This window comes from Hohaiivirga grylli (genome assembly GCF_039655745.1).
Lineage (GTDB): Bacteria > Pseudomonadota > Alphaproteobacteria > Rhizobiales > Beijerinckiaceae > Hohaiivirga > Hohaiivirga grylli.
In genome coordinates, this window is the sequence record NZ_JBBYXI010000002.1 from 756,952 (window position 1) to 769,850 (window position 12,899).

Annotated in this window: 9 protein-coding genes; 5 read left to right on the top strand and 4 right to left on the bottom strand. The window is 48.8% G+C overall.

Annotated elements, in window-relative coordinates; all coding sequences use genetic code 11:
* Positions 1-83: 83 nt before the first annotated feature.
* On the bottom strand, positions 84-2,531 hold the full coding sequence (locus tag WJT86_RS07825) for a penicillin-binding protein 1A (RefSeq protein WP_346336984.1): 2,448 nt from the start codon (positions 2,529-2,531) through the stop codon (positions 84-86).
* A gap of 183 nt (positions 2,532-2,714) precedes the next feature.
* The gene (locus WJT86_RS07830) at positions 2,715-3,839 is read right to left on the bottom strand and encodes an N-acetylmuramoyl-L-alanine amidase (RefSeq protein WP_346336985.1); all 1,125 of its coding nucleotides are present in this window, start codon (positions 3,837-3,839) and stop codon (positions 2,715-2,717) included.
* 754 nt (positions 3,840-4,593) lie between these two features.
* Here WJT86_RS07830 and WJT86_RS07835 point away from each other — a divergent pair.
* Positions 4,594-7,158 carry an Rne/Rng family ribonuclease gene (locus tag WJT86_RS07835; protein WP_346336986.1) on the top strand — a complete coding sequence of 855 codons (2,565 nt, stop codon included), beginning with the start codon at positions 4,594-4,596 and terminating at the stop codon, positions 7,156-7,158.
* A gap of 68 nt (positions 7,159-7,226) precedes the next feature.
* Here the strand turns inward: WJT86_RS07835 and WJT86_RS07840 are convergent, their stop codons facing one another.
* Positions 7,227-8,408, bottom strand: coding sequence for a pyridoxal phosphate-dependent aminotransferase (locus WJT86_RS07840; protein ID WP_346336987.1), 1,182 nt, complete (start codon positions 8,406-8,408; stop codon positions 7,227-7,229).
* A 287-nt stretch (positions 8,409-8,695) separates the two neighbouring features.
* On the opposite strand from WJT86_RS07840, the gene WJT86_RS07845 reads away from it, so the two are divergent.
* The 4 genes from WJT86_RS07845 (at position 8,696) to accC (ending at position 11,921) form a co-directional block, all read left to right on the top strand.
* Positions 8,696-9,472 (top strand): DsbA family protein, encoded by a 777-nt coding sequence (locus WJT86_RS07845; protein ID WP_346336988.1) that lies wholly within the window; start codon positions 8,696-8,698, stop codon positions 9,470-9,472.
* A 117-nt stretch (positions 9,473-9,589) separates the two neighbouring features.
* Positions 9,590-10,045 (top strand): type II 3-dehydroquinate dehydratase, encoded by a 456-nt coding sequence (gene aroQ, locus WJT86_RS07850; RefSeq protein ID WP_346336989.1) that lies wholly within the window; start codon positions 9,590-9,592, stop codon positions 10,043-10,045.
* A gap of 24 nt (positions 10,046-10,069) precedes the next feature.
* Complete coding sequence (accB, locus tag WJT86_RS07855) at positions 10,070-10,549, top strand: acetyl-CoA carboxylase biotin carboxyl carrier protein (RefSeq protein WP_346336990.1); 480 nt, start codon at positions 10,070-10,072, stop codon at positions 10,547-10,549.
* A gap of 16 nt (positions 10,550-10,565) precedes the next feature.
* Entirely contained in the window at positions 10,566-11,921 is a 1,356-nt protein-coding gene (accC, locus tag WJT86_RS07860) for an acetyl-CoA carboxylase biotin carboxylase subunit (protein ID WP_346336991.1), read from the top strand.
* Between the two features lie 33 nt (positions 11,922-11,954).
* On the opposite strand, the gene WJT86_RS07865 is transcribed toward accC, so the two are convergent.
* Entirely contained in the window at positions 11,955-12,896 is a 942-nt protein-coding gene (locus WJT86_RS07865; RefSeq protein ID WP_346336992.1) for a siderophore ABC transporter substrate-binding protein, read from the bottom strand.
* Positions 12,897-12,899 lie beyond the last annotated feature (3 nt).

A 12,899-nucleotide genomic window follows, 5' to 3' on the forward strand; every position in this document is an offset into this window, starting at 1 on the left:
GCAAGTAAACAGCCAAGACAAAAATGTTTATGGGTGAGAACAAAATAGCCCTCACCCATACATTCAATCAAAGTTTCTGTTTGCTACCAGCCACCAAACAAGCCGCGACTACGGGGGGCTTCCTGTGGTGGAGGTTCAGCTGCACCGCCACCATCATCGTAGTAGCCACCATCACTGTCATTTTCCATCGTCGGGAAATAATCAGGTGGTGTTGTGCCTGGCTTGAAGGCTTCTGTAACGATACCCCGTCCACTTTCACCCTGACCGGCTCGTAAACCTGTTGCACCAACCACACGTATCAGCTTGATACCTGCAGGCACACGGAATGGTGTTGCCGGCTTATCCTTCAGGGCCATTGCCATGAAATCACGGAATACAGGTGCCGCATATTGACCGGCTGTTGCCGAATTCCCCAGAGAACGTGGACGATCATATCCAAGGAAGACGCCAACAGTCAGATCCGGAGAAAAGCCCATGAACCAGACGTCTTTAGCATCGTTAGTCGTCCCTGTTTTACCAGCAAGCGGCTTACCAACGGAGCGGACAATCTGAGCCGTACCACGATTGACCACACCTTCAAGGATGGATGTGATCTGGTAGGCAGACAATGGATCAAGAACCTGCTCACGGTTATCAATCAATGTGGGCTCATCCTGCCCATCCCACTTTGCCACATCACACTCAGGACATTTGCGCTCATCATGGGAGTAAATGGTCTTGCCCGTACGATCCTGAACACGATCAATCAGTGTTGGCTTAATACGACGGCCACCATTATTTAGAATAGAGTAAGCGGTTGTCATACGCAGAACGGTTGTTTCACCTGCACCAAGTGACATCGACAGCACGGGCAGCAGATCATCATAGATACCGAGACGACGGGCATAATCAACGACAAGGGGCATGCCAAGGAAGCTGGCCAGACGCACTGTCATCTGGTTCTTGGAATACTCGATACCGTAGCGTAAGGGTTTCGGCCCTGTACCACTTCGCTTACCATAGTTGGTTGGAGACCAGACGCCGACACCCGGCATATTAATTGTGATAGGACCGTCAAGAATAGCCGTTGATGGTGTGTAGCCATTATCAAGCGCAGTTGCATAAACGATAGGCTTGAATGAGGACCCAACCTGGCGCAAAGCCTGCGTCGCACGGTTAAACTCACTCTGGTCATAAGAGAACCCGCCAACCATTGCGAGGACACGACCGGTATAAGGATCCATAGCAACGAGCGCACCAGAAATGGCAGGAACCTGACGAAGACGATACTGACCGGCCTTCCCTGTCAACGGTTCAACATAGACAACATCACCAGCTTTCAGGGCAGCGGCAACACCTTTGCGTGTCCACTTAACGCCTTCAGCAGTAATGACACCTGTAATACGTTCAGCCTCTACTCGATTGCCTGCGATCTTTCTTGGACGCAAACCAATCTTGGCCTGATTACCAGAAACCTCAGTCACAACAGCAAGACGCCATGGATTGATATCGCCTAATGCTGGCAGCTCAGCCAGCTGAGCGCCCCATTCACCAGCGCTTAAATCAAGCTTTGTCTCAGTTCCGCGCCATCCTCTTGCCTCGTCAAACCGGACAAGACCGTCAACCAGAGCCTTTCGGGCCATGGCCTGCATCTTGGGATCAAGCGTTGTTCTGACAGAAAGGCCACCCTCATAGAGCTTGTCTTCGCCATAACGCTCAGAGATATCGCGACGAACTTCTTCGGCAAAATAACCGGCACTGATGCTGTTTGGAGAAACTCTTCTGGCAACAATTTCCAAAGGTTCTTTTTTAGCGGTTGCAGCTGTCTGCTGGTCAATATAGCCATTTTCCAACATACGTTCGATAACCCAGTTACGGCGTTCGATCGCAACCTTCTTGTGCAGAACCGGATGATAATTATTCGGAGCCTTTGGCAGAGCGGCCAGATAAGCGGCCTGCGCAACAGTCAGCTCATTAACGGATTTACCGAAGTAATTGAGAGCGGCCGCAGCAACACCATAACTTCTGTTACCCAGAAAAATCTCGTTCAGATAAAGCTCAAGAATATGATCTTTGTTGAAAGTTGATTCTATTCTGAGGGCAATCAAAGCTTCACGGATTTTACGCTCATAGGAGCGTTCATTCCCAAGAAGGAAGTTTTTGGCGACCTGCTGGGTGATTGTTGAGGCACCCTGCTCACGCGCACTGCCTGAAGCGTTTTTCACCAGAGCACGGATCACACCCTCAGGATCAACACCCATATGCTTGTAGAAGTTCTTGTCCTCTGCCGACAGGAAGCTGTGAACCAGCAGTTTCGGCATCGACTGGATTGGCAGATAAAGCCGCCGCTCCTTGGCATATTCGGCCAGGATGGAACCGTCTGAGGCATGGAAGCGCGTCATAACAGGCGGCTCATAATCCGCAAGCTGCTGGTGATCCGGTAGCCCTTCAGAATATTTGAAATAGAAGAAGACAGCAGCAGCCGCACCCAACACAAACAGGACGGCAGCAATACTGAAGAAAATACCGAAAAAACGAAGGATAAAGCGCATCCGCAATAGTTCCGCAAAAAATATCTGGCAGCAGCTAAAATTCTAGCTCACGAAGAGATAGTCAACCACCTGCTTTGGTCAAACAGAAATAAGGCGCTTCTTCAAGGTATAACACCCAAAAAAATGAAATATTTATCTGTTGCACACGCTTTCCTATACCTCTGTGTTCAAATCAGGGCAATTTTAGTTTGCAGGTCGCATCTGAAAATATTGATCTATTGCCTTCACCAACGCTTCTGCCGAATTCTGCCGCCATTCTTCAGATTGTAACAAAGCGATATCCTCAGAACTCGACATATACCCTAATTCAATCAATGCAGAAGGCACATCAGGTGCCCGCAAAACACGAAACCCAGCCATGCGATGCGGGTTCTTATTTACGGGCATAACTTTTTCCAGATGATTCACCAGAATACCAGCCAGACGGCTCGAGAAACTGCGCGTTTCTCTCAGTGTCAGCTCCTGCAATATTCCTGCGACCTCTTCTGGTGCCTGTGCAACTTCAATCCCACCAACAGCATCAGCTTCGTTTTCTTTTTCAGCAAGACGGGCCGATTCAGCATCTGTCGCCTTTTCAGAACCAGTATAGATTGTGAAACCACGAACCTGCGCGGCAGAAATTGTATCAGCATGAATTGAGATAAATAAGTCAGCCCGTGCAGCCCGCGCCATATTCATACGTTCATCCAGAGCGACAAACACATCCGTATCACGTGTTAATGCAACACGATATTTCCCTTGCTCTTCAAGCAGATCACGCAGAGTCTTCGCAAATGCGAACACAATATCTTTCTCATTGATGTCACCCGCACGGGCACCAGAATCAATCCCGCCGTGTCCCGGGTCAATCAAAACCAGCGGCCGATTATCATTATTGGTCATGGTCGGAGAACGGGTAGCAGATGGCGTACTTGCATTCGCAATGGCATCATTAATCGCGGCTTTATGGAAAATGTCCTGATCAACGCGGACAATTTCAAACGTTATTTTTGTCCGCCCATCTTCCAGTTTTTCAGAACTCGTTTTGGTAACAGCAGCCGGGCGGGACAGTTCCAGAATAATCCGTGAACGTCCGGGCGCAAAAAGACCATATCGAAGTGCCGAGATAAGCCCCGACTTTCTCGGCTCCTTTTTCTCATTCATGTGGAAAGAAATTTCAGGGAGTTCGATAACGATACGATTTGGGCGTTCTATGACGAAAGTCTTACTTTCGACCTCTGATGTTATGGAGACAGAAAAAAATGTCTTGGTGCTGCCTTCTGAAGAAATCTGCATTTCATCAATCACATTTGCAGAAGATTCTGACAATGCAGATACAGACAACCCCAATAAACAGGAGAAAACACCTAAAACTAAAGCCACACAATGGAATGTTTTATGGAAAAACGACACTTTTTTACTTCCAATATGCATATTAAGTCCAAACCGAAAACTTGTTCTGCCCCGATGAAATCAATAAGAATTTTGTTAAAGATCTTACCTCAAAAACCCTGACTGTCTTTAACATGCCTCTTCTAAAGCAGCCAATCTGTCGGTCAATATCACATATAACACTTGCCAAAGGGTAGCATTGCTCTGTAATGACATAAGTAATGTCTGGATGTCCGCATCTGCGGCTGCTGTGATGAGAGATACGGTTGTATGGATCGATCTTGAAAACCACGCCCGACCGCCGGTGCCGAAAGGTACACAGGTTCCAAGACAGGCAAGTGTTTCGGCGAGAAATCGCCATGTTTTTCAACGATGACTGATCCGTCAGATCATCGGTTTCGCGAAAGGGCGAACGTGAGAATGGTTGCATTAACGAGGTCTGAAATGACTGTCGTGCCAGCTCCATCCGCTGTGAAAACGCGCAGTTTTGCGCGTCGCGCCCTTTTTATTCCGGCTTCCAAGCTGGTCCACGCCCAAATGATGCGCAGCCATATGCGGCGCGCACAGGCGATCGGTACCAATTCGAACGCAATGATGTCTCTTTCCCACATGATGGATGAGGGACCCGACTCGCGCCCTGCGCGAACAATGCCTACAATTGAGCTACAGATCGCCATGTTGAGAGTTCACCATGGCAAACAAGATGCTTATAGATTCGTCCCACCCGGAAGAAACACGGGTTGTGGTCGTACGTGGTCAAAAAGTTGAAGAATTTGACTTTGAATCTGCCAGCCGTAAGCAATTACGCGGCAATATATATCTAGCCAAAGTCACACGCGTTGAGCCTTCCCTGCAGGCTGCCTTCGTTGAATATGGCGGAAACCGTCACGGCTTCCTCGCATTCAGCGAAATTCATCCTGACTATTATCAAATTCCGGTTGCAGACCGTCAGGCTCTGATTGAAGAAGACGCCCGCGCTAACCGCGAAGTTGAAAAAGAAGAAGAGCACAAGGCAAAAACCAAGAACGCCCGTGCCAAACAGGCTTCTTCTAATGAAACCGTCAGTGAAGATGCAGCATCAGCCGAGACTGATTCTGATGATGAGCACGAAGAAGTTATTGAGCAGCTCGGTGGCGACGCACTTGAAGAAGTGCCGGACCGCCCACGTCACGCTCGCCGCCAGTATAAAATTCAGGAAGTTATCAAGCGTCGGCAGATTCTTCTGATTCAGGTCGTTAAGGAAGAGCGTGGCAACAAGGGTGCTGCCCTGACCACCTATCTGTCTCTTGCAGGCCGTTATTCGGTTCTGATGCCAAACACCGGTCGTGGTGGTGGTATCTCCCGCAAAATTACCAATGCACAGGATCGCAAGCGCCTGAAAGAAATCGCTCATGAACTGGACGTTCCGGAAGGAATGGGCATTATTCTGCGTACCGCCGGTGCCTCCCGTACACGCGTTGAAATCAAGCGCGATTACGAATACCTCATGCGTATGTGGGAAAGCGTCCGTGAACTAACCATGAGCTCAACGGCTCCTAGCCTTGTTTATGAAGAAGGTTCACTGGTTAAGCGCGCTATCCGCGACCTCTATAATAAAGACATTGATGAAGTTCTTGTCTCCGGTGACGAAGGTTATCGTGAAGCCAAAGACTTCATGCGTATGCTGATGCCAAGCCATGCCAAGGCCGTCAAACAGTATAAGGATCCACTCCCGCTGTTCGCACGCTACGGCATCGAAGCTCAGCTTGATGCAATGTTCTCAAACCACGTCACCCTCAAATCCGGTGGCTATCTGGTTATCAATCCAACGGAAGCCCTTGTTTCAATTGACGTAAACTCCGGGCGTTCAACGCGCGAGCACAATATTGAAGACACGGCTCTGAGGACAAACCTTGAAGCTGCGGAAGAAATCGCCCGTCAGCTGCGTCTGCGCGATCTTGCCGGTCTGATTGTCATCGACTTCATCGATATGGAGGAGAAGCGCAACAACAAGGCCGTCGAAAAGAAGCTTAATGAATGTCTGAAAAATGATCGTGCCCGTATTCAGGTTGGCCGTATCTCACTGTTCGGTCTGCTTGAAATGTCGCGCCAGCGCATTCGGACAGGTGTTCTTGAAAGTTCTTCACTGCTTTGCCCACATTGCGCAGGAACAGGCTTTATCCGTGCAACACCTTCTGTTGCACTGAATATGCTGCGTTCTATCGAAGAAAACCTGATTAAGAGCTCCTCACACAATATTATTGTAAAAACACGCTCTGAAATCGCTTTCTATGTCTTGAACCATAAACGCACTCATCTTGGTGAGCTTGAATCCCGCTTCGGTGTTGAGATTGAAATCAGCCTTGATGAAACCCAGTTTGGTTCAACCAACTTCACAATCGAACGTGGCAGTGTCGCAACCAACCCGGCTCCACGCCCAGCAATTTCCTCAAACTTCAAGGCTGAGGAAATTGTAGAGGACATCGAAGAAGAAGTTGAAATTGAGGTTGAAGCTGAAGAAGCAGAAACCGAGAACCATCACGACAACAATGGTGATGAAAACGGAGAAAACGGCCGCCGTCGTCGTAGAAGAAGAAGACGCAGTCGCGGCCGTAATGGCAATGGTTTTGGTGAACGCAGTGAACACCAGACTGAACATGCTTCTGATGAAACATCTGAGGGCGAAGCTATTGTTGAAGCCGGCTCCTCAGAAGAACAATCTGAGAATGGCTCCTCTGAACAGCGTGAAGGTCGCCCTCCCCGTCACCATCGTGGCAGACGAGGTCGTCGGGACTTTCGTCCCAGGCAACACTCCGACGCAGCAGGAGACACCTCAGAATCAGCAAACGGAACAGCAGCCTCTGAAGAAGTTGTTCCAGTTCGTGAAGCGCCTATTCAGGTAGAAACAGCAGCTGAAGAGCTGCCAAAGAAAACCCGCGGCAGAGCTCGCAAGTCTGCAAAGACTGAAGAAGTTGCGGTTTCTGAAGAAGTTGTTTCTGAAGAAAAGCCTAAGGCACGTACTCGTCGCAAAGCCAAAGAAGCTGACGCAGATACAGGCGCAGCTGAAAAGGCTCCGAAAAAGACAACACGCAGAACGGCAGCTTCTAAATCCGCCAAGTCTTCAGATTCTGAAGCTAATGGAAAAGTCGCTGAGGCCCCAGCTCCGGCAAAGGAAGAGCCAAAGGCCCAACGGGTTTATGCAGAACCAGTATCTATTGCACTGACAGAGCCAGACCCAAATCGTCCAAAGCGTGCGGGTTGGTGGTCTCGCAAATAAAAATGGGCAGGTAATCCTGCCCATCACAAACTGATCAATTAATTGCCGCCTCTGTCAGGCGGCAATTTTTATTTCAGCCAAGTACCAAGCCGACTGACAGCCTCACGGCAGTCTTTAGCTGAACCTGCAAAAGACAACCGGATATGATGCTTGCCATCGAATGGATCGAAATCCAGACCCGGTGTAATCGCAACACCAGCCTCATTCAGAACCTTTCGACAAAAAGCCAATGAGTCATCGGTTAAATGTGCAACATTGGCATAAATATAGAATGCCCCATTCACAGGATGCATATCGGAAATCCCAATCTTGGGGAGTTCTTCCAGAAGCATTGAGCGGTTGGCAGCATAGCCAAGCTTAATCTTCTCAAGATCATCTTTGGCATTAAAAGCTGCCATTGCAGCAACCTGAGAAAGATATGGCGCTGAAATATAGAGATTTTGAGCCAGTGTTTCGACAGCACGAACCAATTGTTTCGGCACAACGATCCAGCCAATACGCCAGCCTGTCATACAATAATATTTAGAGAACGAATTAATAACGACAGCATTTTCGTTGTATTTCAATGCTGTTTCAGGCTCAACACCATAAGTCAGGCCATGATAAATTTCATCTGAGATCAGCCAGACACCATTTTTCTTACAGAAGTCAGCGATATCAGACAGACCACTGCCATTGACCATCGTTCCAGATGGATTGGCCGGGCTCATAATTAACACACCCTGTAATGGTTTTTCAGCATGTGCTTTTTCAAGGGCCTCTGCCGTCAGCACCCAGCCATCTTCCCTATTCAGCTTAATAAAGACAGGCTCAATATCCAATGCTTCCAATATGGAACGATAAGCAGGATAACCCGGGGCTGTAATGGCCACCCGGTCTCCCGGGTTAAACATGGCAAGAAAAGCCAAAACAAAACCGGCCGAAGAGCCCGTTGTTGTTACGATGCTTTCAGCTGTAACCGGTACAGCGTATTGCTCCGTATAATGCTTGGCAATGCGCTCCCGAAGCGGCGCAATACCGAGCGCTTCTGTATAACCTATGCGCCCAAGATCAATAGCTGCTTTTGCAGCTTCACGTGCAGGTTTCGGAGCAGGAGCAGATGGCTGTCCAACCTCCATGTGAATGACGCTGTGACCTTTTCTTTCTCTGAGGGCCGCCGCCGCCAAAACGTCCATTGCCAAAAATGGGAGTACGCGTTCAATGCGTTTTGCTATTTCTGGCACAATCACTTTGGTTTCGGCTTGTTTCATCTTAATACTCCGGCACTCTCATTTCTGCGAAAGAAAATATATTTACGGCATACAGCCTATTACATGACAAAGAAATGCCCTCAAAAGTAGACAAGAGAATATTTTTTGAGACATTCCCACTAGATTAGCCTTTTTCCCATATGCCTTTTACCAATAATTATCTGAAACTTGAGAGAATCATCTGATACACGATACAAGAAACCTGATTTGAAATTTCCGGCCTTATTGCCCCAATTTCAACGCAGTGATCAGGCAGCGTCCGCCGCAGGATGATTAAGGATTAAAGAATGATACGCCCATTTAGCCGTCTCACCTGTGCTGCTGCACTGCTTGGCCTGACAGCCCTCACTCCCATAAGCTCCCTGCATGCGGCAAATTTCAATGACAGCCAGCGTCAGGAAATTGGTGAGATTGTTCGGGATTATCTGATGAAGAACCCTGAAGTTCTGCAGGACGTCATCGCAGAGCTTGAGAAGAAGCAGCAGGAAGCCTCAACCAAGGCTCAAGCCTCTGCACTCAAGGAATCACACGACACCATCTACAATTCTGAACACGGTAGTGTTGTCGGCAATCCTTCTGGTGATGTCACTGTTGTTGAATTTTTCGATTACAACTGTGGGTATTGCAAGCGTGCCGTTGCCGATCTCGCGGAAATGATGAAAGCCGACCCAAAGCTTAAGGTTGTCCTGAAAGATCTGCCAGTCCTTGGTCAGGAATCAGTCGAAGCTGCACAGGTCGCTTTAGCTGTTAAGCAGCAACTGACAGGCGATAAGCTCTTCAAGTATCACCTTGATCTGATGCATTCCAAAGGCCGGGTCGGAAAGCAGCAGGCCCTTGATCTTGCTCAGAATATGGGCGTTGACATGGCCCGCCTGCAAAAGGATATGGCCTCCCCTGAAATCAAGGCAGCCTTGCAGGAAAACTTCACACTTGGCGATAAACTCGGCCTAACCGGAACACCGGCATTTATCATTGCGGATACGGTAATTCCGGGCGCAGTTGGTCGGATGCCGCTTGAGCAGATGGTTTCTAATGCGCGTAAATGCGGAAAAGCGTCCTGCTAAACACTTAGAGACCGTCCACAGGGTACTTTTTTGCTTTTCCAAAGGCGATGTTTTGGCTATGACGGTCTGATGTGCTTTTGCGTGTGACGCAAATGACGGAGAGAGTTGCAACCTGCCATGATATGTATTCATGTTTTAAATGGCCCCAATCTGAACCTTCTCGGTTTTCGGGAACCACATATCTATGGAAAAACAACACTTGCCGATATTGAGCGTATGCTGAAAGAGAAAGCTCAGGCTGAGAAAGTCGATATTGTATTTCGCCAGACCAATCATGAAGGCGAATTGGTCGACTGGATACAGCAGGCTGGGCGTGACGGCGCCGGGATCATTCTGAATGCCGCAGCCTACGGGCATACCTCAATTGCATTAAAAGATGCGATTTCCGGCTCAAGTGCAAAAGTTATCGATGTTCACTTATCGAATGTCTATGCCCGGGAAGAGTTCCGGCACAAATCCATGATTGCCCCTGTATGCGTAGGTTCAATCTGTGGCTTTGGCGCAAACAGTTACCTTCTCGGCTTTGATGCCATTCTCGGTGTAATGCGCGCAAATTCTGCGCCTCAACCATAATCCCTCAGAAAAGAGGTTCATCCTATGACAAAGAATAATCCAATTGACCCGGAATTTCTTCGTGAGATCGCCAATCTGATCGGCGAAACCAATCTCAGCGAAATCGAAGTTTCCAAGGGCGACCTTCATATTCGTGTTGCACGTACACTGGTTGCTGCAGTTCCTCAGACACTTGGCGCACCTATCGGTCTGCCAATGGCTCCTGAAACACCCGGTGTTGCTCATGGTGCTCCGGCTGCCGCTGACAAGGCTGCAAAGCCTGCCAATCATCCTGGTGCAGTTAACTCACCTATGGTTGGTACGGCCTATCGCCGTCCTTCTCCAGATTCCAGCCCATTCATTGAAGTTGGTGCACGCGTTGCCGAAGGCGACAAAATCCTGCTGGTTGAAGCCATGAAGACATTCAATGAAATTTTGGCCCCTCGTTCTGGTACCGTAACAGCCATTTTTGTTGAAGACGGTCAGCCTGTAGAATTTGGCGAACCACTTTTGACGATCGAGTAACAGAACGGACGAGCCGATGTTCGACAAGATCCTGATTGCCAACCGGGGTGAAATTGCCCTGCGTATCCTTCGTGCCTGTAAGGAGCTTGGCGTTGCAACTGTTGCAGTTCACTCCACAGCAGATGCGGACGCCATGCACGTTCGCCTTGCTGACGAGAGTGTTTGTATTGGCCCACCGCCCTCCCGTGACAGTTATCTGAATATCCCTGCCCTGATCGCAGCCTGCGAAATCAGTGGTGCGGATGCCATCCATCCTGGCTACGGCTTCCTGTCAGAAAGCGCCCGTTTTGCTGAAGTTCTGGCAGACCATAAGATTACCTTCATTGGTCCAAAAGCTGAACACATCCACACCATGGGTGACAAGATTGAAGCAAAGCGCACAGCCAAGCGTCTTGGTATTCCTTGTGTTCCCGGCTCTGATGGTGCCGTACATGATGAAGCAGAAGCAAAGCGCATCGCAGCCGAAATCGGCTACCCCGTTCTGATCAAGGCATCAGCAGGTGGCGGTGGACGCGGTATGAAAGTGGCCCGCAGCGAAGAAGATATCTCGCATGCATTGCTGACAGCGAAGACTGAAGCTAAAGCAGCTTTCAATGATGACGCGGTCTACATTGAGAAATATCTCGAAAAGCCACGTCACATCGAAGTTCAGATTATCGGTGACGGCAAAGGTAACGCCATTCACCTGGGTGAGCGTGACTGTTCCTTGCAGCGTCGTCACCAGAAGGTCTGGGAAGAAGCAACTTCTCCGGCCCTGAATGAATCCGAGCGTGCAAAGATCGGCGCGATTGTTGCCAAGGCCATGCAGGAGCTCAAATACGCTGGCGTTGGAACGATTGAATTCCTTTATGAAAACGGCGAGTTCTATTTCATTGAAATGAACACACGTATTCAGGTAGAACACCCTGTAACGGAAATGATTACAGGCCTTGATCTGATCAATGAACAGATTCGTGTCGCCGCTGGTGCACCGCTTTCAATCCGTCAGGATGAAGTCCGCTTTGAAGGCCACGCTATTGAGTGCCGTATCAATGCTGAGCATCCGGTTACCTTCCGTCCGTCTCCGGGCAAGATCAGCTACTACTACCCACCGGGTGGTCTTGGCGTTCGTGTCGATTCCGCAGTCTATCAGGGCTATACAATTCCGCCTCACTACGACTCACTGGTCGGTAAGCTGATTGTTCACGGCAGAACCCGTAACGAATGTCTGATGCGCCTGCGCCGGACTTTGGACGAGTTTGTCATCGACGGTATTGAGACAACATTGCCTCTGTTCCGCATTCTGGTCCGGAACCCGGATGTACAGAATGGTGCTTATGATATTCACTGGCTTGAGAACTTCCTCAAGACCGGCGGTCTGGAAAAGCAGTAAAATAAAAAGGGCACCATCTGGTGCCCTTTTTATTTATTCAACGGCCTTTTTGACTTCTGCAACCATCATTTTCAAAGATTGCAATCCACCGCTGGAAAGATACCATGTTCCCGGATCAAGGGCGATAATCTTGCCATTCTTCGCAGCATTCGTTCCATTTACCAGCTCGTTATTCAGAATACGCAATCCATCTGTCTTGCCACTGACAGCAACAGAGCGGTCGACAACAAAAATAATGTCCGGATTTTTCTCAGCAATATATTCGTAGTTCACGACCTGACCGTGCAGGCTTGTTGTGATATTCGGATCAGCCTGTTTGAGGCCCAGAACGTCATAGATAATTCCAAAGCGTGAGCCTGAACCATAAACGCTGATCTTCCCGTCATTCGTCAGGAGAACCAAGGCAGCCATATTCTTAGCTGTCGCAAGATCATGAACGACTTTTATCTCGCTTGAGATGCCTTGTAGAGCCGTCTCTACGGCTGCCTCTGCCTTAAAAATCTTACCCAGATTACGATTATTCTGCGTAACACCCGGCATATAATCTGTTGGATAGCTATCAACAAACCAGACAGGAGCAATGGAAGACAGATCCTTATAGAAATCCTGCTGACGGCCTGAAATGATGATCAGATCAGGTTTGAAACCATAAATGGTCTCCAGATTGAAATCCTTCAACCCGCCAATATCGACATACTCATCGCCTTTATATTTACTCATGTAATCAGGCAGGCCCTGCTTGGGCAGCGCAAACTTCAAATCCTTCTGAACAGCCCCAGACGCTATAAGTTCATCAAGAGAGTTCAGCATCCCGTAATCCATGATGACAACACGTTTCGGGATATCTTTCAGGGTCACGGTGCCCAGTTTATGGGTGATTGTGACACTCTCCTGTGCGGCTGCCTGATAAATGCCCCCTGCCAATATGGCAAAGAGACAAAGGACTGTAGCTAAAAAGCCTTTTATCGTGCGCATGAG